This window comes from Xanthomonas sp. NCPPB 901 (assembly GCF_056725085.1).
On sequence record NZ_CM161511.1, the window covers coordinates 3,086,671 to 3,109,462 of the forward strand.

Below are 22,792 nucleotides of genomic sequence, written 5' to 3' on the forward strand. Positions count from 1 at the left end.
TCGCCTCACGCGGCAAGTCCGTCTGCGGAACGATCGCTCTACCGCTGAGCTACCGCCAACCGGCGGGCGGGATTCGAACCCGCGACCGATGGAGTCCCGCCTGCATCCGCCAGGCAACGCGCACAACAGGACCGACGACGGCCACGACAAGAGAGATGGAACGTTCCCGCTCTATCCAACTGAGCTACCACCCCATCGAAGGGTGGACGGGACTCGAACCCGCGACCTGGAGCTTAAAAGGCTGTAGTTCCATCGGCATTCGTGGACGCCGGCGGCGAAACCGGGAAGCGGCAACTGCCGCCTCCATCAACTGAAATCCTGCGTCTCCTGCAGCCCGGCGGGCCCCATTGCCCGCCGGGTAAACCTTGCTTTCGGCCTGCCTCACACCACGATCGACCCGATCCGCTCGACCCAGCGCTTGGCGCCTGCGCCTTCGGCCGCGAACGTGGCCAGCAGGTCGAACACCGCGTCGCTGAAGCCGCCGACATGCAGGATGTCGTCGCGCTCGACCGTCTGACTGGTGGCCACCGGCTGCAGATCGATGCAGACCATGCGCGCCTGCGGACACCGCGCCTTCAACTCGGCCCAGGCCTGCATGGTCGCAGTCGCGCCGCTACGGGTGTCGCGCCAACTCTCGTTGTCCGACACCAGCACCAGCAGGTCGACCGGCGCGCGTTGCGCGTTCAACTGCAGCAACGGCGCGCTGACGCTGGTCCCGCCACCGCACAGGGCGGCAAGTTGCTGCGCCTGGGCGATCACGTCCTGGCGTTGCCGCAAGCGCAGCGACCGCACCTGGGTGTCGAACGGCAACACCGTGGCGCGCGGATTGACCCGCTGCACGCAGGCCGCGATCAGCGCGGCGACATCCACGCAGCGCACGCTGCTGCTGGCGCCACGGCGGAAGCCGGTCACCGGTGCGGCCATCGACCCGGACACGTCCACCGCGACCACCACCTTGCCGTCCAACCGCGGCACCTGCCGCGTCGCGATCTCCATCGCGTCGCGCAGCGCCTGGCCGATCTGCGGCGGCAACTGGCTGGCCGCGGTGCTGGCCACCAGCAACTGGTACGGAAACACCCGGGCGCGCTGGATCTGCGCCGGATCGCGCAAGCGTGCCGCCACCTGCGCCACCATCGCCGGATCCTCGAACACTCCATGCCGCGCGAAGGTGTTGAGGTTCATGCGCAAGGTCTGCCACGAGGCGTTCCGTGCCAGCGCCGCCCAATGCGCCGCGGTCAGCGGCAAGGCGGTGTAGTACTGGAACGGCAACTCCGGCAACGCCCCCGAGGGGGCGCGCTTGAACGCCTCGTACGCCTGCAGCATCGCCGGCAGCGCGTCCTCGCGATACGGCTTGCCCACGACCCACGCGTACAGCGCCTCGCGCTCGGCGTCGGCCGGCTTCGGGTGGACCATGCGGATCACGTCGGCCAACGACGGCTGCTGGCCGATCGCCGCCTGCACGATGGTCTGCGCCGAGGCCTGCTGCAGCCACTGCCGAACCAGGCGCTTGGGCCGCGACCCCAGCGACTTGCGCCCCAGTTGCCCGCTGCGCACGATCTGCACGAAGTTGCGCAGCAGGCGGCCGTTGTCGATCACCCGCGGGAAGGCCCGTGCGAACAGGTCCGGATCGCGGGTGGTCAGCGTGGCCAACAACAATGCCGGCATGTCCTTCATGTGCGCGACCTGACGTGCGTAAATCGCGGTCTGCGCGACGAAGGCCGGATCGACCTGCGCGCACAGCCCGAGCACCTGCTGCAGCTGCAGCTCGGCGCCGGCATGGAAGGTGCCGTTCAAGCAGCCGGTGGCCGCGTACAGCGCCAGCGCCGCCCGCGGCGAACGCGCATAGGCGGCGCCGCCCGCGTCGTTGTGCACGGTCGCCGGCGGCAACAGCGCGCCACGCGAGGACGAAAACAAAGTGAGATTGGCCATGTCAGGCTCCTGGCGGGAACGGCCCGCGTTGGTAATGCCCAGGTGTCGCAATGGCCGTGCCAACTTTCCAGAAGCCCCACCAATTCATTGATAAGTAAAGAAAAATACCGGATTCACGATACACAGGCGCTTGTCCGATGCCGAATATTTCTATAATTTCGGCTGCATTCTTATAAGGATAGATATGAACAAGCCACAGGTCGTCTTCGGGATGCTTGGCACCCAACTGGATGCAGGCAGCGGCCCCGGACGCTGGGAGAAGTGGCGCCCGACGGTGGCGCTGGGGATGCACGAGGACTTCCTGCTCAGCCGCCTGGAGCTGCTGACCGACCTGCGCCGCTACCAGAAGCTGGCGCAGCTGGTGAGCGAGGACCTGGGCCAGGTCTCGCCGGAGACGCAGGTGCAGCTGCACGACACCTACCTCGCCGACCCCTGGGACTTCGAAGGGGTGTACGCCACCCTGCACGACTTCTTTGCTGGCTATACGTTCCGCCCGGACGAAGAGGACTACTACCTGCACATCACCACCGGCAGCCACGTCAGCCAGATCTGCGGCTTCCTGCTGACCGAGAGCCGGCACTTCCCCGGACGCCTGCTGCAGACCTCGCCGCCGCGCAAACAGGGCAGCGGCGAGGCCGGCGCCTACACCGTGATCGACCTGGACCTGTCGCGCTACGACCGCATCGCGCAGCGCTTCCAGCAGCAACAACTGCAGGACCGTGCGCTGCTGAAGAGCGGCATCGCCACGCGCAATGCGGCGTTCAACCGCATGATCGAACAGATCGAGACCGTGGCCACGCGCTCCAGGGCGCCGATGCTGCTGATGGGACCGACCGGCGCCGGCAAGAGCCAGCTGGCCAAGCGCGTGTTCGAACTGAAGAAGCTCAAGCACCAGTTGCCGGGGCGCTTCGTCGAGGTCAACTGCGCCACCCTGCGCGGCGACGGCGCCATGAGCGCGCTATTCGGCCACACCAAGGGCGCCTACACCGGCGCGGTCAGCGACCGCCCGGGGCTGCTGCGCTCGGCCCACCAGGGCCTGCTGTTCCTCGACGAGATCGGCGAGCTCGGCCTGGACGAGCAGGCCATGCTGCTGCGGGCACTGGAGGAGAAGCGCTTCCTGCCGGTCGGCAGCGATCGCGAGGTGGAGAGCGAATTCCAGCTGATCGCCGGCACCAACCGCGACCTGCACCAGCACGTCGCGCAAGGCCGCTTCCGCGAGGACCTGCTGGCGCGCCTGAACCTGTGGACCTACCACCTGCCCGGCCTGGCCGAACGCCGCGAGGACATCGAGCCGAACCTGGACTTCGAACTGGAACGCTGGTCGCGCGAACAGCACCAGCGGGTGACCTTCAATCGCGAGGCGCGTAGCCGCTACCTCGCCTTCGCCACCGGCGCCGAGGCGCGCTGGCACGGCAACTTCCGCGACCTCAGCGCCTCGGTGATGCGCCTGGCGACGCTGGCCAATGCCGGACGCATCCAACTCGAGCTGGTGGAGGAGGAAATCGAGTGCCTACGCCGGCAATGGCGCGACGGCACCCCACCCTCGCCGCTGGATACCCTGCTTGGCGAGGCGGCGGCGCAACTGGACCGCTTCGACCGCGTACAACTAGAAGACGTGGTCCGGGTCTGCGCGACGGCAAAGTCGCTATCGCAGGCAGGACGTGAACTGTTTGCCGTGTCGCGCACACAGCGCGCCAGCACCAACGACGCCGACCGCCTGCGCAAGTACCTGGCGCGGTTCGGCCTGGACTGGGAGCAGGTGCGCGAGGGCGGGCGCGCCGCGGTGCAGGACTGAGTGATCGCCCGACCACCTCACGCGATCGGGCGTGCGACCCTGCGAGACACGAAAGGGCCGCAACCGGGCTGGCCAAGAAAACGCAGTGACGGAACCGCCCTACCCGCGGCGGCGCAACACGCAGACCCCGCGCGTGCGACAGCCAGGCTCAGATCAATCGAACGCCCTGCCCTGTCTGCCCGGTCGCCACGCAACGCCCAGCAACGTGCGCCGGCTCAGCCCGCGCACTTCGCGCACAGGCCGTGCACTTCCAGGGTCTGCGCCTGCGGCTGGAACCCCAGCGCCTTGGCGCGCTGCTCCAGCTGCGCGACCACCTCGCGGTCCTCCAGCTCCACCGCGCTGTGGCAGCGGTCGCAGATCAGGAACGGCACCGAATGCTGGGCGCTGCTCGGGTGGTGGCAGGCGACGAAGGCGTTGACCGACTCGAGCTTGTGCACGAAGCCGTTGGCCATCAGGAAGTCCAGCGCGCGGTACACGGTGGGCGGGGCGTCGGCGCCCACGCCCTTGCCTTCGCGCACCCATTCCAGCAGGTCGTAGGCCTTCACCGGGCGCCCGGCCTCGGCGATCAGCCGCAGCACGTTGGCACGGATCGGGGTCAGGCGCAGACCGCGCTCGCGGCTCACCCGCTCCACCACCTTGACGAAGTCGGCAGCGTCGTGGACGTGGTGGTGCGGCTCGGTGCAGGCGGTCTTCTTGCTGGACATGGCGGTCTCCCGGGAATCAGCTTCCCGCTGGGATCTTGATGAGCGCGGCGTCGATGCGTTTCAAGGCCTCGTCGCGGCCGGCCAGGTAGACGGTCTGCGAGATGTCCGGGCTGACCTGGGTGCCGGTGATGGCCACGCGCAGCGGCTGCGCCACCTTGCCCATACCGATCTCCAGCGCCGCGGCGGTGTCGTGCAGTGCGGCGGCGACGCCCTCCAGGCTCCACTGCGGCAGCGCCGCCAGCAGCTCCCGGGCCTTGCCCAGCGCCAGCTCGGCGCCCGGCTTGAGATGCTTGGCCACCGCCGCGTCGTCGTAGCGGGTCAGCGGGCGGTACCAGACCTCGGCCTTCTCGGCCATTTCCTTCAGGGTCTGCACGCGCTCGCGCAGCGCCACCACTACCTCGGCCGCGGCCGGGCCGGCGGCCGGGTCGATGCCGAGCTTGCGCAACTGATACTCCAGCTGCGGCGCGATCGTGGCCGGGTCGTCGCTCTTGAGGTAGTGCTGGTTGACCCAGCCGAGCTTGGCCATGTCCAGGCGCGCGGCCTTGGAATTGACGTCCTTGACGTCGAACAGGTCGATCAGCTCATGGCGCCCGAACAGTTCCTGGTCGCCGTGCGACCAGCCCAGCCGCGCCAGGTAGTTGATCAGCGCGTGCGGCAGGTAGCCGGCATCCTTGTACTGCATAACGTCGGCCGCGCCGGTGCGCTTGGACAGCTTGGCGCCCTGCTCGTCGAGGATCATCGGCATGTGCGCGAACTTGGGCACCGGCGCGCCCAGCGCCTGGTAGATGTTGATCTGCCGCGGGGTGTTGTTGATGTGGTCGTCGCCGCGGATCACCTCGGTGATGCCCATGTCCCAGTCGTCCACCACCACCGCGAAGTTGTAGGTGGGGTAGCCGTCGGGACGGAAGATCACCATGTCGTCCAGTTCGCTATTGGCGATCTCGATGCGGCCCTTGATCAGGTCGTCGAACGCCACCACGCCCTCGGTCGGGTTCTTGAAGCGGATCACCCGGTTGGGATCGTCGCGGTGCGGCAGGTTCAGTTCGCGCGCGGCGCCGTTGTAGCGCGGCTTCTCCTGCCGCGCCATCGCCGCTTCGCGCATGGCGTCCAGTTCCTCGCGGGTCTCGTAGGCATAGTAGGCCTTGCCCTGCGCCAGCAACTGCTCGGCGACCTCGCGATACCGGTCCAGGCGCCGGGTCTGGTAGATCGGGCCTTCGTCGTAGTCCAGGCCCAGCCACTCCATCGCCTCCAGGATCGCGTCGATCGCCGCCTGGGTGCTGCGCTCGCGGTCGGTGTCCTCGATCCGCAGCACGAATTCGCCGCCGCGGTGGCGTGCCTCCAGCCAGCAGTACAGCGCGGTGCGCGCGCCGCCGATGTGCAGGTAACCGGTGGGACTGGGGGCGAAACGGGTGCGGCAGGCCATGGAACGCTCGAAACGACGGGAATCGGGCGATTTTACCTTGCCGTGGCGGCGCCTGCTGGCGCCGCGGGATTCGGGAGTGGGGATTCGGCAGTGGTGCAAGCGGCTTGGTGCCGGGGGGACAGGTCCTGGCGAGCCGTCTGCGCAGTCGCAGGGGACTTCCCGCTACGCGAAGCGGCTCAGCTCCGCGCGCACCACGGCCGGGGCCAGTTGCCCGCGCCAGTCGCGGTCGTTGGCCACCTGGGCGTTGCCGCGGCTGGCCTCGAACGCGGCGAAATCCAGCTCGGCGATCGCCCAGACCTGCTCGCCGCGGGTCTGCGCGACGATGCCGTCGGCGGGGAAGCCGGCGTCCATCGGTGCGTACAGCGTCGCCTCGCCGGTGTTCACGTCCAGCGCCGGGCTCCATTCGGCGACGCCGGCGGTCACCGACTGGGCCACGAAGATGCGGTTCTCCAGCGCCCGCGCCAGGCACCCCACGCGCACGCGGGTGGCGCCGGCCTCGGTGTCGGTGCAACTGGGCACCACCAGCAGGCGCGCGCCGGCTTCGTACTGCGCGCGCACCGGCAGCGGGAACTCGCTGTCGTAGCAGACCGCCACGCCGGCACGCACGCCCTCGGCCTCGAACACCTTCAGCGCCTCGCCGCCGTCGATCAGGCCGGTGGCCTTTTCGAAGCCGGTCAACTGCAGCTTGTCCTGCCAGCCGTGGCCGCCGTCGGGGGTGAACCAGTAGGCGCGATTGCGGTAGCGCCCCTGCCCGCCGTCCAGCAGGAAGCTGCCGGCGACCAAGTGCAGGCGGTGGCGCCGCGCCAGGTCGGCGAACAAGGCCATGTACGGCGCATGCAGCGCCTGGATCGCGGCGAGCGAGGCCGGCAGCCGCGCCGACACGGCCGTGCCGAAGGTCGCGGCCAGTTCCAGCGACAGGTACTCGGGCAGCACCGCCAGCTGCGCGCCGGCCTGCGCGGCCTCGCCGAGCAGCACGGCCTGCTTGTCGGCGAAGGCGGCGAAATCGGCGGGCGCGCCGATCGGATACTTGGCGACGGCGACTTTCATGCGGCAGGCTCCAGCGCACGGGTCCAGAAACCCAGGGTATGCGGCGTTTCGCCGCGGTCGACCTCGTTCCACGGCAGGTGCATGCGCAAGGCCGGCTGCGGCTGGTAGCCGCGCTTGCGCCAGAACGCATCGTTGCCGCGATAGTCCGGCGGCCGCCGCGGATCGTCGGGCGCCCGCTCCACCGAACAGAACGCGGTCAGGCGGAAGCGGCCGAGATCGCGCGCGTGCGCCTCGCGCCCGTCGAAGAAGGCGTGGCCGACGCCGCGACCGCGGTACTGCGGCAACAACACCGATTCGCCGAAATAGAACACCTCGGCCGGGTCGATACCGCTGCCGGCGAAGGCCGCGGCGAAGGCCTCGGCGTCGTCGGCCAGCGGCAGCCCGGTGGAGACGCCGACCACCCGCTCGCCGTCGCTGGCCAGCACGAACACGCTGTCCGGCGAGGCGGCATAGGCGGCCAGGTAGTCGCGTTCGTAGCCGAGGTCGCCGTCGTAGAGGTAGGGCCAGTCGCGGAACACCGCGATGCGCAACTGTGCGACCGCGTCCAGGAACGGCACGATCCCGGCGCCGCGCAGGCGCTGAATGGAGAGCGGAGAGTGCATCCGTGCACTCTACCGCAAGCGTTTCCCTGGCGCTGCCTGCCTGGCGATGCCCTTGCATGTCCCTCCTTGCCGCGTCCCTGCGCGGGCGTCCTGCCCATCCCGTGACGCACGCGCTTCCTTGCGCTGCCTGCCTGGCGATGTCCTTGCATGTCCCTCCTTGCCGCGCCCCTGCGCGGGCGTCCTGCCCATCCCGTGACGCATGCGTTTCCTTGCGCTGCCTGTCCGGCGATGTCCTTGCGTGCGCGGCCTTGCCACTTCCCTGCTTGGGCGCCCTGCCTGTCCTGTGCCGCATGCGCCTCTTGCACTGCCTGCCTGGCGATGCGAGTGCGCACGCCCTTGCCGCTTCCCTGCACCCGCGTCCTGCCCGTCCCGTGACCGACGATGGCGTCCTGCCACCACCGGCATGGCTGTCGCCGATGGCCATCGGGCCGGCCATGGTCGCGGTCGACGCGGGCGCCCGGCCTCAGCGCCACCAGCGGCACAGCAGCGCCGCCTGCGCCGGAAGCACCAGCAGCCGCGCACGGCCCTGCGCCTCCCAGGTGACGAAGCCCGCTGTGGACGCATCGGCGGCGTCCTGCGCGCCCTGGCCCGCGGCCCAGGGCACATCGCGGCGTAGCGGGCGCCAGCGGCGATAACGCCATGGCGCGGCGTCGCCAGGCAAGGCCGCACGCGCCTGCAGTGCGCTGGCCAACAACGTTGCCGCGTCGCCGGCCAGGGCGGCGCAACTGCGTTCGCTCAAGCGCAGCCAGAGGGCCCCGCCGCGGTCGGCGGCGGTGACCAGCGCGGCCTGCGCGCTGCGCGCCAGCAGCGCCGGCAGGTTGCCGGGGTGCAGGCCCTGGGTCTCCAGGGCGGCCGGCAACAGCGCCTGCAGACGGCGGTGCAGATGACGGTGCGCGAGCATGTCCGGCGCTCCTCGCGGCGGCTCAGCGCAGCGCCGCGCCGAGCGCGTACCAGTCGATCCGGCGGGTGATCCACATGATCGCGCCGAGGACGCCGAACAGCAGCAGCGAGCCCATCAGCAAGGCGTTGTCTTCCGAGGCCAGCAGGCCGTACAGCGCGCCGTACAGCGCGGTCAGCATGGCGGCGAAGCCGGCCGCGCGCAGGCGGCTGCGCAACACCCCGGACAGATAGAAGAACTGCAGCCCGATACAGGCCGCCGCCGAGACCAGATACGCCTGCCAGAACGGGATGTGCTCGGACAGGCTGAGCAGCAGCAGGAAGAAGATCGCCAGCGCCAGGCCGACCAGCAGGTACTGCAGCGGATGGATCGGCAAGCGCTTGATCAGTTCGAACAGGCCGAAGGCGACGAAGGTCAGCACCACGAACAGCAGGCCGTACTTGCTGGCGCGCTCGGCCTGGGTATACACGTCCACCGGGTCGACCAGGTCCACGCGCAGCGCGTCCAGGTCCTGGCCGCCGGATTCCGGAAGCGGCGACGGCGCGCGGGTCTCCAGCGCGGACTGCAGCTGCGCCTGCGCCCCGGTCGCCAGCGACGACAGCGCCCAGCTCGCCTGGAACCCCTGCGCGCCGATGCGGCGCTCGTTGGGCAGGAAGCGGCCGCCGAACAGCGGATGCGGCCACGGCGAACTCAGCGCGATCTGGTTGTCGTCGCCGACCGGCACGATCGACAGCGCCTGGGTGCCGTCGAGCACGAACTCCATCTGCACGTCGTGCAGGTCGGCGAGCCGCCCCTGCTGCGCATCGTGCAAGGCCGGCAACAAGGCGTGCACGCCCTTGGAAAGGTTGGCCAATCCTTCCGAGCCCGGCTGCAGCGGCAGCGCGCGGCCATCGGCGCGCAGGTTCGGCGTGCCGACCAGCCCGCGCACGTCCTGCAGGCCGATCACCAGGTACGGCGTGCCATAGCGGCGGCGGTCGGCGGCGGCGTAGTCGAGATCGTCGAACTCGGCCTTCAGCCGCGCATGCCAGCTGTAGACCTGCACCTTGAACAGGCCGATGCGGCGTTGCGACGGTTTCAGTTCGCCTTCGACCTGCAGCCGCCGCGGCGCCTGCAGCACGTAGCCGCTCTCGGTCTCGCGCTTGGTCACGCGCTTGCCGTCGGCATCGAGCACCGCGACGTCGCGCTCCTGGGTCCACGGGATCACCCGCAGCGGGCCGAGCAGACGCTGTTCGCCGGCCTTGCTCTGCGACACCCGCTGCACCGCCTCCTCGCGGTAGTGCTGGCGGTCTTGCACGGTGCCGCGAATCATCAGCAACGGGATCAGCAACAACAGGATCAATCCGCCGATGGTGGCGAATCGCAGGAGCAGTTTCAGGGACGTCATGGCCGCCTCGCATGTTGGGAGGGCGCCAGGATGCTGCCGCTGCGTGGGCAGGGTTTGAGGCGAATTTGAAGTGGGTGTGAAGTGGGTGTGAAGTGGGAGGATTCGGGATTCGGGATTCGGGATTCGGGATTGGGGATTGGGGATTGGAACGCCGGCGTACTTGCGACGCGGCGCGCGCCCCACTGTGGGAGGGACTTCAGTCCCGACGCGGGAACGCCGGCACCCCACATCCAGCGTGCCCTCGCGCGAATCGATCCTGCTCAGGCCAGCGGCAACGCCAGGCAGGCCACCGCACCGCCACCGTCGCGGTTGCGCAGGCTGGCGTCGCCGCCGTGCAGGCGCGCCACCTCGCGCACGAACGGCAGGCCGAGGCCGGAGCTGCGCTGGCCGGTGGCCGGACGCGGCAGCGAGTAGAAGCGCTCGAACACCCGCTCCAGCGCGTAGTCGGGAACGCCCGGGCCCTCGTCCTCCACCGACAGCAGCACGCGTGCATCGGCGCCGCGTTCGGCACGCAGCACGATGAGCGCGCCCTCCGGCGAGAAGGCGATGGCGTTGTCGAGCAGGTTGTGCAGCGCCTGGCGCAGCAGGTAGGGATCGCCCGACACCGCCAACGCCGGGTCCAGCGCCTGCAGCTGCAGCTGCAGCCCGCGCGCCTGCAGTTGCGGCGCCAGCGCTTCGGCCAGGTCCGCGCACAGCGGCGCCAGCGCCACCGGCTCGCGTCGCTGCAGCCAGCCGTGCTGCTCCACCTCGGCCAGCGCCAGCAGCTTGTCGATGGTCTCGGTGAGGCGCTGCTGCTGCTCGGCGATGTTACGCACGAAGCGTTGCCGCTCCGGCTCCGGTAGCGGCTCCTGCAGCAGTTCCGCGGCGCCGCGGATCGCCGCCAGCGGACTCTTCATCTCGTGGGTCAGCGACTGCACGTACTGCTCGACGTACTGCTTGCCCTCGAGCTTGCGGCGCATGGTTTCCAGCGCGCGGCCGAGATCGCCGATCTCGTCGCGGCGCGGCGGCGGCGGTGGCACCGGCGCGCCGGCGCTGACCGCTTGCGCGTAGCGGTTGAGCCGGCCGATCCCGCGCAGCAGGCCCCAGGTCATCAGGATCCCGATCAACGCGGAGATGCCGATCAGCCAGGCGCCGCGCAACAGGATGCTACGCTGGCTGGCGACGATGAAGGGTTCGATGCTGCGGTTGGGCTGGGACAGGGTCAGCACGCCGATCAACCGCCGCGGGTCGGCCGGGTCGTAGACCGGCGCGGCCACGTGCATCACCGTGTGGTTGGGGTCGCCGTCGGCCTCGGGGCTGGAGCGGGCGCCGTACTCGCCGCGCAGGGTGCGGTACACGTCGTTCCAGCGCGCGTTGTCGCGGCCGATGTCCTGCCCGCGCGAGTCGAACACCACGATGCCCGCCGCATCGGTGATGGTCACGCGGTAGTCGACGCTGTGCTTGGGGAAGCGCCAGACCATCGCGCGCGGATCGCGCCGTTGCGCGGCGGCCAGGTCGCGGGCGAAACCGCCGCTGCCGATGCGCCCGTCCTTGAGATCCTGCGCGGCCATCTGCGCCAGCACGTTGGCCGCGTCCACCAGGGTCGACTCCATCGCCTGGCGCACCCCCGGCTTGACCTCATTGACGAACACCCGCATCACGAAGAACGCGGCCACGCCGACGATCAGGAAGAACCCCAGGAACAGCTTCAGCCCCAGCCGCACCTCAGGCCTCCAGCGCGTAGCCGAGCCCGCGGTGGGTGCGGATCGGGTCGCGCGCGGCGCCAGCCGCGCGCAGCTTGGCGCGCAGGGTCTTGATATGGGTGTCGACGGTCCGGTCGGCGCTGTCGGCGCTGCTGTCCCAGCCGCGGTCCATCAGTTGCGCGCGGCTGAGGATGGCGCCGGGCCGCTGCAGCAACGCCGCCAGCAGCGCGTACTCGTAGCGGGTCAGGTCCAGCGGTGCGCCGCGCCAGCGGATGCGGCGGCCGTCGCGGTCGATGGCGAAATCGCCATGCTGCTGCCAGCCGGCCTCGGCATCGCCGACGACCGCCGCCGGGCGCCGCAGCCTTGCGCGCACCCGCGCGACCAGTTCGCGCGGCGAGAACGGCTTGGCCACGTAGTCGTCGGCGCCCAGCTCCAGGCCGAGCACGCGGTCGATCTCGTCGTTGCGTGCGGTCAGGAACAGCACCGGCACCTGGCTGAAACCGCGCAGCGTGCGGCAGACCTCGAACCCGCTCAGGTCCGGCAGGCCCACGTCCAGCACCACCACGTCGATGCCGCCCTCGCGCAACTGCGCCAGGGCCTCGCGCCCGAGCTGGCAGTGGCGCACTTGGTAGCCCTCGCTGCGCAACGCGTACAGCACGGTGTCGGCGATGGCGGGTTCGTCCTCGACCACGAGGACACAGGCGGCGGCGGGCGTGGACATGCCGCGCAGCATAGCCGCAGCGCCCCCCGCTGCGCAGCGGGGCCCGGCGCGTGCGGCGGGCCGCGACGGCTCAGCGCAGGAAGCGCACTTCGTCCACGTCGACTTCGAGCGAACGCAGGTCCTTGTCGAGTTCGCCCAGCAGCTCGACCTGGACCTTGTCGTCGAACGGGCGCCCGGCAGGCAGGCGATGCGCGTCGATCTCGACCTTGATGCTGCCGGTGGCGTCGCGGAAGGTATAGCGGTCGCCGCCGTCGTGCGAGACGATGCGCCCGCGCAGCACGACCTGCTGGTCGTCCTTGCCCTGATCGAGCAACTGCTTGACCGTGGTCAGCTGCACGCTGCTGGGGCCGGTGTACTGGGCCATGGCCTGGCCGGCGGGCAGCGCGACAAGGACGGCGAGGACGGCAAGGACGCGTGCAGGCAGGATGGGCTTGCGCATGGGGGACTCCACTGAAAGATCATGGCCAATCGCCACGGAGGCCATGGGACCACGCGAAGCTGAAGCGAATCTGATGCCGGCCGCTGCCGACGCAGGTCAGGCCGCCCTGCCCTGCGGCAAGGTCGCTGCCACCGTCATGCCGGCGCCCTCGCCCGATGCGAACCGCAGGGTCCCGCCATGCAGGGCGACGATGCGTTCGACCAGCGACAGGCCCAGTCCGCTGCCCTGCGTGGCGGTACCCAGGACCCGGAAGAAGCGCTGGGTGATGCGCGCCAGATCGGCCGGGGCGACGCCGGGCCCGTCGTCGCGCACGACCAGGCGCACGGCCGTGACCGTGCCGGCGGCATCGCGCAGCGCGCCGGCGTCGATGTGCACCTGCCCACCCTGGCGGCCGTAGCGCACCGCGTTGTCGAGCAGATTGCGCAGCGCGCTGCGCAACAGTTCGCCATGCGCCCACACGCTGTCGACGGCCAGCGCCACCTCCAGGCGCATGCCCTTGGCCGCGGCCGCCGGCGCCAGTTCGGCCAGCAGGGTCTCGAGCAACGGCGCCAATGCCACCGTCTCGCATGCCAGGCTGCCGGCTTGGCGCGGTTCCAGTCGCGCCAGCATCAGCAGGTTCTCCACCAGCGCGGTAGCCCGGTCCACGTCGGCGCGCAGCATCGCCAGGGGCTGCGCTTGCGCCGGGTCCGGCGCGTCGCCGAGGGTGCGCTGGATCAACTGGATCTTCATGCGCAGTGCCGACAACGGCGTACGCAGCTCGTGCGCGGCGTCGGCGGTGAAGCGACGCTCGGACTGCAACGCCTCGCCGAGCCGCGCCAGCACGCCGTTGAGCGCGTCCACGATCGGACGCACCTCGTCGGGCTGCCCGTGCGCCGACACCGTCCCCAGCGCCTGCGGCGACTGCCGGCCGATCTCCCGCATCAGCCGGTCCAGCGGCTGCAGCTGCCGGCGGATGACCCACCCGTTGAGCGCGGCCAGCAACGCCAGCAAGGCCAGCGCCGGCCAGACCAGGTTCTCGGCCATGTCCTCCAGCAACTCGCTGCGCTCCTCCAGCGGCTGCGCGACCTGCACGTACACGTCCTGCCGGGGCGCATGCAGCACGTATACGCGCCACAGCCGCTGCACGTGCAGCACGGTGCGCGTGGCGTCCTCGCCGTGCACCTGGTGCGGCGCCACGAACGGCCGCGACGGCACCTCCTGCGAACGTCGCAGGACCGTGCCGTGGCGATCGACGATCTGGTAGTACAGCCGCCCCCCGCCGATCGGCGACGCCGCAGCGTCGTCGTCCTGCGCAGCCCCCTGCAGCAGTCCGGGGCCGAACGCGGCGAGCAGGCGCGCGCTTTCCTCCAGGGCATCGTCGAACACGTCGCTGGTCTCGTTCCAGGCCACGCCGACGATGATCGCCAGGCTGACCAGCCAGCACGCGACGCTGGAACCCAGCGTGGTGGCGATCAAGCGCCGGCGCAGCGAGTAGCGCCGATCAGCGGCGGCGGCGGCGTTGGCGCGGCCCCGGCCGCGCCACCAACGGATCACGCCGATCCTCCCAGGCAATAGCCCTGGCGCCGGACAGTGGCGATCAGCGTGCTGCCGAGCTTCTTGCGCAAGTGCGAGATATGCACCTCGATCGCGTTGCTTTCCACCTCCTCGCCCCAGCCGTACAGCGCATCCTCAAGCTCGCCGCGCGCGACGATGTGGCCCTTGCGCGCCAGCAGCGCATGCAGGAGCGCATACTCGCGCGCGGTCAGCGCCACCACCTCGCCATCGCGGGTGACACGCTTGGCCACCGGATCCAGCGTCACCGCGCCGTGGCGCAGCAGCACGCACGGATCACCGCCGCTGCCGCGGCGCAACGCCGCGCGCACCCGCGCCGACAGCTCCTCCAGGTCGAACGGCTTGACCAGGTAATCGTCGGCCCCCAGGTCCAAGCCCTGCACGCGATCCTCCAGCGCATCGCGCGCGGTGATCAGCAGCACCGGCGTCCTCACCCGCGCGGCACGCAGCGCGCGCAGCACGGCATCGCCCTCGACCCCGGGCAGGCCGCGATCCAGCAGCACGCACTGGTAGGGCTGCGCCCGCAGCGCGGCGCGCGCCTCGTCGCCGCGGGTCAGCCAGTCCACGGTGTAGCCATCGAGCTTCAGCCATGCACGCAGGGTGTCGCCGAGCGAGAGATCGTCTTCTACCAGGAGGATGCGCATGGGGTCACCATAGCGAAAGAGGCGTGGAGTGGCCGACGACGCGACCTTGCGTGCCGTCGCCGGGCGGGGATGAAGGGCGTGCAGGAACCGCGCCGTACCAGGCCGGCATCGGCAGTCCGCACCCGCCAGGGCGGCGCCATGCGGCAGGGTGATCGACGGTTCTTAAGCGAATCTGACGTCGGCGACCGGACCCGCCCGTCGCGGCCACGTGCCTGGCGCAAGTGGACCCGGCGCGTCAGGCGCCGCGGCCGCCGCGCGTGCCCGCCGCGTCCGGCGGCGTCGCCAGCTCCACCCGATTGCGGCCGCCGTGCTTGGCCCGGTACAGCGCGGCATCGGCGCGCGCCAGCAGTGCCTGGCTGCTCTCGCCGGCGCCGGCCTCGGCGAGGCCGATGCTGACGGTCAGGCGCAGGCCCGGCACGATCGCATCGAACGACTGCCGTTCCAGCACCTCGCGCAGCAGCCCGGCCAGCTCCTGCGCCTCGGCGCGGGCCACGCCCGGCAGCAAGGCCAGGAACTCCTCGCCGCCGGTGCGGCCGAAGCTGTCGCTCCTGCGCAGGCTCTGGCGCAGGGTCGTGGCGACCAGCCGCAGCACCTGGTCGCCCGCCGCATGGCCGTGCTCGTCGTTGATGCGCTTGAAGTGGTCCACGTCCAGCGCCAGCACCGACAGCGGCATGCGGCCGCCGCGCGGCAGCGCCGCCAGCGCGGCGTCCAGTTCGCCCAGGACCTGGCGCCGCGACGCCACGCCGGTGAGGCTGTCGATGCGCGCTTCGCGGCGGGCGCCACGCAGGCGCCCGAGGGTCAGGAACAGCACGCCGCCGAGCACCGCCAGCAACAGCAGCAACACCCCCAGCAGCGCGCGGCGCAGGGTCGCCTCGCGCTCCATCGCGCGCAGCTGGTTGCGCTGGGTTTCGGCCTTCTGCGCCAGTTGCAGTGCCGCCAGGTCGCGCTCGCGGCTTTCCGACTCGGCGATCAGGAACTGCGATTGCTCGCGCTGCATGCGCGTATCCAGTTCCTGCTGCACGCGCATCTGCGCCTCGCGCGCATCCAGCGCCTGCCGCCATGCACCGAGCGCGCGCAGCGCGGTGGCCTTCAGGTCCAGCACGTCGCTGAGGCTGCGCAGGTCGCCGTTGGCGCGGTAGCCCTGCTCGGCCTGCGCGGCCAGCGCCAGGGCGGTTCGCGCGTCGCCGCTGCGCGCGGCGATCAGCGCATCCACGTAGTCGCGCCGCGCGCGCATCAGCCGCGTGGCGCCCATCGCGACCAGTTGCGCCTCGGCCTGCTGCCGCTGCGCTCGCGCCTGCGGCAGCTGGCCCAGCAAGGCGTTGACCCGGGCCGCACGCAGCAGCAACGACGCCTGCGAGCCCTCCTGCGGATGCCGGCCATGCAGCTCCGCCGCGCGCAGGTAGGCGGCCAGCGCCGCCGGCAGGTCGCCGCGCTGCTCGGCGATGGCGCCTTCGCGCTCCACCGCCAGCGCCTGCATGTAGCCGCCATCGCCGTGCCTGGCCCGCTGCAGGACCTCGGCGACGACCTCGTGCGACAGGTCCGGCAGGCCCATGTCCAGGTAGGCGTCGGCGACGCCGATCAGGGTCAGCAGCGCTACCCAGCCGCCATCGCGCTGCGCGTCGAGCCGGCGCAGTTCCTGCAACGTGCGCAGCGACTGCGCGTAATGGCCGGCATCGCGCTCGGCGAAGGCGCGCATGCGCAAGGCCGCCGCGCGCAGGCGCGGGAACCGCTGCGCGCTGGTCAACGCCAGGATCGTGGTGGCGGGCCGCAGATAGGCCGGACGCTGCCCGTCGTTGTACAACGCGTAGGTCTCGCACAACAGGTACTCCAGGCGTACCTGCACATGCGCGCGCGCGACCGCGCCGCGCTCGCCGCGCCGCGCCTGCTCCACCGCCGCGGCCGGCCCCTGCGGAAAATGCTGGCAGTCGAAGGCGTCCAGGCGCGCGCGCCGCACCGGGTCGTCGGCGGGCAGCAATGCCTGCAGGCGCGCGTGCGCGACGCGGTAGGCCTGCTCGTCGGCGGCCATGTCCTTGCCGTGCGCACCGACGTCCTCGATCAGTGCATCGAACGCCGCGGCTTGCGCCGCGCGGGGAGTGGACGCCTCGGAACGGGAGGCGCCGAATGCGGCAAACGACAGCGCCAGCACACCGAACAACAGGGAAGAAGACATGGACATGCAAACCGTGGCACTCGCCGGCCGCCCCACGCGGCACTGGCACTGCGCACCCGAACGCTGCGACGACGCCTGCGCCCGGATGCACAGGCCCATCGTCCGCACCTCCCCACCATGCCCGGGAGGCACCGCGCGGCCGCCAGCGGCGGTCGCCGGGCTAGTGTACCGTGCCCGCGAACCGGCCCCGGGCCGGCATCGCCGCCAAGCATGGCCGGCTGGCGTGGCGCCCCGTACACTGCGCGGATGAATTACCGCCACGCCTTCCACGCCGGCAACCATGCCGACGTCCTCAAGCACATCGTGCTGTTGGCGCTGCTCGATGCGTTCAAGCGCAAGGACAGCCCGTTCTTCGTGCTCGACACCCACGCCGGGCGTGGCCGCTACCTGTTCGCCGCCAACGAGGCGCGCAAGACCGGCGAGGCCGCCGCCGGCGTGCTGCGACTGATGGGCCAGCCAACCCTGCCGGAGGTGGTGGAACGCTACCTGCGCGCGGTGCAGGCCGACAATCCGGTAGGCGCCCTGGTCGCGTATCCGGGCTCGCCGCTGCTGGTGGCGCAGGCCATGCGCGCGCAGGACCGGCTCGCCGCCTGCGAGCTGCAGGCCGAGGAAGCCGCGGAACTGAAGGCACTGTTCGCCCACGACCGCCGCGTGCAGGTGCACGCCGGCGATGGCTATGCGGCGATCAAGGCGTTCCTGCCGCCGAAATCCGGGGCCAACCGGATCGGCCGCGGGCTGGTGCTGATCGACCCGCCCTACGAGGCGCAGGACGCCGAATATCCGCTGATCGTGGCCGCGCTGCGCGAGACCCTGGGGCGCTGGCCGCAGGCGGTATGCGCGGTGTGGTACCCGATCAAGCAGCGCCGCAGCCTGCAGCCGTTCTTCCGCAAGGCCGCGGCCCTGCCGGTGGCGTCGGCACTGGTCGCCGAACTGCAGGTGCGTCCGGACGACTCGCCGCTGCGACTCAACGGCAGCGGCATGCTGCTGCTCAATCCGCCCTGGCAGTTCGAGCAGACGCTGGCGCAAGCGCTGCCGCCGCTGAAGGCACACCTGGGCGAAGGCGGCGCCAGCACGCGCCTGGAATGGCTCAAGCGCGAGGGGTGAGTTGCCGAGGCGCGCCCCCAGCAGCACACCGCCAGCAATACCGCCAGGCCGAGCCCGATCGCCGCGGACACGCGACGGCATGCGAAGTCGTCACCGTCGCCCATTTCCTTGGACGAAGCGCCACTGTCGCCAGACCGCCGCACCAGCACATGCGCAGGACGCTGCGTTCACGGGCGCGGGCGTCGGGTAATGCGAGAATCCAGGCTTCGTCCAGGATCATACGGCCATGGCTACCCGCAACCGCATGCCTCCGTGGCATGAAACCTTCACCCTGCCCAGTGGGCGCGAATTGCTGATCCGGCCGATCCGGCCGGAAGACAGCGCGCCGCTGCAGGGCGCGTTCGGCCTGCTCGGGCCGACCGAGATCCGCGAGCGCTTCCTGCATTCGATGCAGGAGCTGACCGAGGAAATGGCGCAACGCCTCACCCATCCCAATCCGAAGTCGGAGCTGATCCTGGTCGCGGCCGAACCGCTGCCGCCGGGCGAGGCCGTGGTCGGCGCGGTGGCGCGCGCGGCGATCACCCCGGGCACCCGCGAGGCGCAGTACGCGATCCTGGTCAGCAGCTTCGTCTCCGGCCAGGGCCTGGGCCGGCAACTGATGCGCAAGCTGGTCAAGTGGGCGCGCCGCAAGTACCTGGACCGGCTCTACGGCGACGTGCTCGAACGCAACGTGCCGATGCTGCAGCTGGCCGAGTCGCTGGGCTTCCAGCGCATGCCGCACCCGGACAATCCGGACCTGGTGCGGGTGGTGCTGGAACTGGGCAACTGAAAACTCGGGGCCCGGGACCCGGGAAAGCCAGAGCTCCGTCGGCGCCCCTGGCTCCTGCGCTTCCGGGTCCCCGGTCCCGACCTTGCTAAACTAGTTGGTCCATGCCGCCCCATTCCTTCCCCGTTCCGCCGCTGCCCAAGTCCGGCCAGCTCCGCGCGCACTGGCGCGCTCCCGCGTCCTCCACCGCATTGGCCTGGCACATCGCCTGCGCCGCGTCCGCGCATCGCGGACCGTTGCTGGTGGTGGCCCGCGACAACCAGAGCGCGCATCAGCTCGAAGCCGACCTGCATAGCCTGCTCGGCGACGATCCCAGCCTGCCGGTGGTGCCGTTCCCGGATTGGGAAACCCTGCCCTACGACCAGTTCAGTCCGCACCCGGACATCGTCAGCCAGCGCCTGGCCGCGCTGCACCGGCTGCCGACGCTGACCCAGGGCATCGTGGTGGTGCCGGTGCAGACGCTGATGCAGCGGTTGGCGCCATTGCGCTACATCGTCGGCGGCAGCTTCGACCTGCACGTGGGCCAGCGCCTGGACCTGGATGCGGAGAAGCGCCGGCTGGAAAGCGCCGGCTACCGCAACGTGCCGCAGGTGATGGACCCGGGCGATTTCGCCGTGCGCGGCGGCCTGCTCGACGTGTACCCGATGGGCACCGACGCGCCGCTGCGGATCGAGCTGCTGGACGAGGACATCGACTCGATCCGCGCCTTCGACCCCGAATCGCAACGCTCGCTGGACCATGTGCAGGCGGTGCACATGCTGCCCGGGCGCGAAGTGCCGATGGACGACGTCAGCGTGGAGCGGGTCTTGACCGCGCTGCGCGAGCGCTTCGACGTGGACACCCGGCGCAGTGCGCTGTACCAGGATCTGAAGGCCGGTCTGGCGCCGTCGGGCATCGAGTACTACCTGCCGCTGTTCTTCCAGGACGCGCGCGGCAGCAGCGGTGCGCGCGACACCACCGCAACCCTGTTCGACTACCTGGGCGAGCGCGTGCTGCCGCTGATCGCACCGGGCGTGGGCGCCGCCGCCGACGCGTTCTGGACGCAGACCCAGGCCCGCTACGAGCAACGCCGCCACGACGTGGAGCGTCCGCTGCTGGCGCCGGAAGAGCTGTACCAGGCGCCGGACGCGCTGCGCGAGCGCCTCAACGGCCTGCCGCGCATCGACGTGTGGGCCGCCGACCACCCGCGCATCGACGAGGCGCAGGCGCTGGGCGACCAACCGCTGCCGCCGTTGCCGGTGGCGGCCAAGGACGCCGCGCCGGCCGCGGCGCTGAAGAGTTTCCTCGACCACTACCCGGGCCGGGTGCTGATCGCGGCCGACTCGCCCGGCCGCCGCGAGGCGCTGCTGGAGGTGTTGGCCGCCGCGGAGTTGAAGCCGGAGGTGCTGCCGAATTTCGCGGCCTTCCTCCCTTCTCCCAGCGGGAGACGCTGGCGCGAAGCGCCGGAAGAGGGGGCGGCGCTTACGCGGGCTGGAGTGAAGAAGGCGGGTGCTTCGGCAAGTTCCACGGCTGCGCAGACGAACTCCACTAGCGGTCGGACCCTCACCCCAACCCCTCTCCCGGGGGGAGAGGGGCTTATCGCTGCGCGGTTCGCCATTGCGGTGGCGCCGCTGGACGACGGTTTCGCGCTGGAGGAGCCGCGCATCGCGGTGCTGACCGAGCGCCAGCTGTTCCCCGAGCGCGCCAGCCAGCCGCGGCGCAGCCGCCGCGTCGGGCGCGAACCGGAAGCGATCATCCGCGACCTGGGCGAACTGTCCGAGGGCGCGCCGATCGTGCACGAGGACCACGGCGTCGGCCGCTACCGCGGGCTGATCGTGCTCGATGCCGGCGGCATGCCCGGCGAGTTCCTGGAAATCGAATACGCCAAGGGCGACCGCCTGTACGTGCCGGTCGCGCAGTTGCACCTGATCAGCCGCTACTCCGGCGCCTCGGCCGAGACCGCGCCGCTGCATTCGCTGGGCGGCGAGCAGTGGACCAAGGCCAAGCGCAAGGCCGCCGAGAAGGTGCGCGACGTGGCCGCGGAACTGCTGGAAATCCAGGCGCGCCGCCAGGCCCGCGCCGGGCTCGCGCTGCAGGTGGACCGCGCGATGTACGAGCCGTTCGCCGCCGGCTTCCCGTTCGAGGAAACCCCCGACCAGTTGGCGGCGATCGACGCCACCCTGCGCGATCTGGCCAGCAGCCAGCCGATGGACCGCGTGGTCTGCGGCGACGTCGGCTTCGGCAAGACCGAGGTGGCGGTGCGCGCGGCCTTCGCCGCGGCCAGCGCCGGCAAGCAGGTGGCGGTGCTGGTGCCGACCACGCTGCTGGCCGAACAGCATTACCGCAACTTCCGCGACCGCTTCGCCGACTACCCGCTCAAGGTCGAGGTGCTGTCGCGCTTCAAGAGCAGCAAGGAGATCAAGGCCGAGCTGGAGAAGGTCGCCGCCGGCAGCATCGACGTGATCGTCGGCACCCACCGCCTGCTGCAGCCGGACGTGAAGTTCAAGGACCTGGGCCTGGTCATCGTCGACGAGGAGCAGCGCTTCGGCGTGCGCCAGAAGGAAGCGCTGAAGGCGCTGCGCGCCAACGTGCACCTGCTGACGCTGACCGCCACGCCGATCCCGCGCACCTTGAACATGGCCATGGCCGGCCTGCGCGACCTGTCGATCATCGCCACCCCGCCGCCGAACCGGCTGGCGGTGCAGACCTTCGTCACCCAGTGGGACAACGCGCTGCTGCGCGAAGCCTTCCAGCGCGAGCTGGCGCGCGGCGGCCAGCTGTATTTCCTGCACAACGACGTGGAGAGCATCGGCCGCATGCAGCGCGAGCTGAGCGAGCTGGTGCCGGAGGCGCGCATCGGCATCGCCCACGGACAGATGCCCGAGCGCGAGCTGGAAAAGGTGATGCTGGATTTCCAGAAGCAGCGCTTCAACGTGCTGCTGTCGACCACGATCATCGAATCGGGCATCGACATCCCCAACGCCAACACCATCGTCATCAACCGCGCCGACCGCTTCGGCCTGGCGCAGCTGCACCAGCTGCGCGGCCGCGTCGGCCGCTCGCACCACCGCGCCTACGCCTACCTGCTGGTGCCGGACCGGCGCAGCATCACCCCGGACGCGCAGAAGCGCCTGGACGCGATTGCCTCGATGGACGAACTGGGCGCCGGCTTCACCCTGGCCACCCACGACCTGGAGATCCGCGGCGCCGGCGAACTGCTCGGCGAGGACCAGAGCGGACAGATGGCCGAAGTCGGCTTCAGCCTGTACACCGAACTGCTGGAACGCGCGGTACGCAGCATCCGCCAGGGCAAGCTGCCGGACCTGGACGCCGGCGAGGAAGCGCGCGGTGCCGAGGTGGAACTGCACGTGCCGGCGCTGATCCCCGACGACTACCTGCCCGACGTGCATACCCGCCTGACCCTGTACAAGCGCATCTCCAGCGCCCGCGACAGCGACGGCCTGCGCGAACTGCAGGTGGAGATGATCGACCGCTTCGGCCTGCTGCCGGATCCGGTGAAGCACCTGTTCGCGATCGCCGAACTGAAGCTGCAGGCCAACGCGCTGGGCATCCGCAAGCTGGAACTGGGCGAGCATGGCGGGCGCCTGGTGTTCGAGGCCAAGCCCAACGTGGACCCGATGACCATCATCCAGATGATCCAGAAGCAGCCCAGGCTGTACACGATGGACGGCCCGGACAAGCTGAAGCTCAAGCTGCCGCTGCCGGAGGCGGCCGATCGCTTCAATGCCGCGCGCGGCCTGCTCGCGGCGCTGTCGCCGCGCTGAGGCTGCGCGAACAGGAGCACCGGCGCGCCGATGTCGCGCCGGTCGGCCCGTGCCTCATGATTTCATGGATGTACCCGCGTTTTATTGATCGCGCTCCTGCGCAAGCGCAGCGCCTGCCGTAATCCCGTGTATTGATCGATCGAAACCAAAACGATTTAGGTGTGTGAAG

General features: G+C 70.7%; 17 protein-coding genes. 4 read left to right on the forward strand and 13 right to left on the reverse strand.

Annotated elements, in window-relative coordinates; translation table 11 throughout:
• Nucleotides 1–381 precede the first annotated feature (381 nt).
• Nucleotides 382–1,929: an RNA-binding protein gene (locus AC1PME_RS12970; protein WP_481096078.1), complete on the reverse strand. Its 1,548-nt coding sequence runs from the start codon at nt 1,927–1,929 to the stop codon at nt 382–384.
• A 184-nt stretch (nt 1,930–2,113) separates the two neighbouring features.
• Here AC1PME_RS12970 and rtcR point away from each other — a divergent pair, with 184 nt between their 5' ends.
• The gene (gene rtcR / locus AC1PME_RS12975; RefSeq protein WP_481096079.1) at nt 2,114–3,724 is read left to right on the forward strand and encodes an RNA repair transcriptional activator RtcR; all 1,611 of its coding nucleotides are present in this window, start codon (nt 2,114–2,116) and stop codon (nt 3,722–3,724) included.
• A gap of 215 nt (nt 3,725–3,939) precedes the next feature.
• Here the strand turns inward: rtcR and AC1PME_RS12980 are convergent, their stop codons facing one another.
• The 12 genes from AC1PME_RS12980 to AC1PME_RS13035 all read right to left on the reverse strand — a co-directional run bounded on the left by AC1PME_RS12980 (nt 3,940) and on the right by AC1PME_RS13035 (nt 16,989).
• Nucleotides 3,940–4,428, reverse strand: coding sequence for a transcriptional repressor (locus tag AC1PME_RS12980; protein WP_254458407.1), 489 nt, complete (start codon nt 4,426–4,428; stop codon nt 3,940–3,942).
• Between the two features lie 16 nt (nt 4,429–4,444).
• Nucleotides 4,445–5,851, reverse strand: a complete 1,407-nt coding sequence (gltX, locus tag AC1PME_RS12985; RefSeq protein WP_481096080.1) for a glutamate--tRNA ligase — start codon at nt 5,849–5,851, stop codon at nt 4,445–4,447.
• A 162-nt stretch (nt 5,852–6,013) separates the two neighbouring features.
• Nucleotides 6,014–6,898: a carbon-nitrogen hydrolase family protein gene (locus AC1PME_RS12990; protein ID WP_481096081.1), complete on the reverse strand. Its 885-nt coding sequence runs from the start codon at nt 6,896–6,898 to the stop codon at nt 6,014–6,016.
• Nucleotides 6,895–7,500: a GNAT family N-acetyltransferase gene (locus tag AC1PME_RS12995; protein ID WP_481096082.1), complete on the reverse strand. Its 606-nt coding sequence runs from the start codon at nt 7,498–7,500 to the stop codon at nt 6,895–6,897. Before AC1PME_RS12995 ends, AC1PME_RS12990 begins: the two co-directional genes overlap by 4 nt.
• Nucleotides 7,501–7,963: 463 nt before the next feature.
• A complete protein-coding gene (locus AC1PME_RS13000; protein ID WP_481096083.1) occupies nt 7,964–8,401 on the reverse strand; it encodes a hypothetical protein in 438 nt (145 codons plus the stop codon).
• Between the two features lie 22 nt (nt 8,402–8,423).
• A complete protein-coding gene (gene creD, locus AC1PME_RS13005; RefSeq protein WP_481096084.1) occupies nt 8,424–9,782 on the reverse strand; it encodes a cell envelope integrity protein CreD in 1,359 nt (452 codons plus the stop codon).
• 260 nt (nt 9,783–10,042) lie between these two features.
• The gene (gene creC / locus AC1PME_RS13010) at nt 10,043–11,485 is read right to left on the reverse strand and encodes a two-component system sensor histidine kinase CreC (protein WP_481096085.1); all 1,443 of its coding nucleotides are present in this window, start codon (nt 11,483–11,485) and stop codon (nt 10,043–10,045) included.
• Nucleotide 11,486: 1 nt separating this feature from the next.
• On the reverse strand, nt 11,487–12,197 hold the full coding sequence (creB, locus tag AC1PME_RS13015) for a two-component system response regulator CreB (protein WP_254458414.1): 711 nt from the start codon (nt 12,195–12,197) through the stop codon (nt 11,487–11,489).
• Between the two features lie 58 nt (nt 12,198–12,255).
• Complete coding sequence (locus AC1PME_RS13020) at nt 12,256–12,624, reverse strand: YgiW/YdeI family stress tolerance OB fold protein (protein WP_254458415.1); 369 nt, start codon at nt 12,622–12,624, stop codon at nt 12,256–12,258.
• Between the two features lie 96 nt (nt 12,625–12,720).
• Nucleotides 12,721–14,157, reverse strand: a complete 1,437-nt coding sequence (locus tag AC1PME_RS13025) for an ATP-binding protein (RefSeq protein ID WP_481096086.1) — start codon at nt 14,155–14,157, stop codon at nt 12,721–12,723.
• Nucleotides 14,154–14,819 (reverse strand): response regulator transcription factor, encoded by a 666-nt coding sequence (locus tag AC1PME_RS13030; protein ID WP_481096087.1) that lies wholly within the window; start codon nt 14,817–14,819, stop codon nt 14,154–14,156. Before AC1PME_RS13030 ends, AC1PME_RS13025 begins: the two co-directional genes overlap by 4 nt.
• A gap of 235 nt (nt 14,820–15,054) precedes the next feature.
• A complete protein-coding gene (locus AC1PME_RS13035) occupies nt 15,055–16,989 on the reverse strand; it encodes a diguanylate cyclase (RefSeq protein ID WP_481096088.1) in 1,935 nt (644 codons plus the stop codon).
• Between the two features lie 246 nt (nt 16,990–17,235).
• On the opposite strand from AC1PME_RS13035, the gene AC1PME_RS13040 reads away from it, so the two are divergent.
• The 3 genes from AC1PME_RS13040 to mfd all read left to right on the forward strand — a co-directional run bounded on the left by AC1PME_RS13040 (nt 17,236) and on the right by mfd (nt 22,623).
• Nucleotides 17,236–18,093, forward strand: a complete 858-nt coding sequence (locus AC1PME_RS13040) for a 23S rRNA (adenine(2030)-N(6))-methyltransferase RlmJ (protein ID WP_254458419.1) — start codon at nt 17,236–17,238, stop codon at nt 18,091–18,093.
• Nucleotides 18,094–18,319: 226 nt separating this feature from the next.
• Complete coding sequence (locus AC1PME_RS13045) at nt 18,320–18,862, forward strand: GNAT family N-acetyltransferase (protein ID WP_254458420.1); 543 nt, start codon at nt 18,320–18,322, stop codon at nt 18,860–18,862.
• A gap of 101 nt (nt 18,863–18,963) precedes the next feature.
• The gene (mfd, locus tag AC1PME_RS13050; protein ID WP_481096089.1) at nt 18,964–22,623 is read left to right on the forward strand and encodes a transcription-repair coupling factor; all 3,660 of its coding nucleotides are present in this window, start codon (nt 18,964–18,966) and stop codon (nt 22,621–22,623) included.
• Nucleotides 22,624–22,792 lie beyond the last annotated feature (169 nt).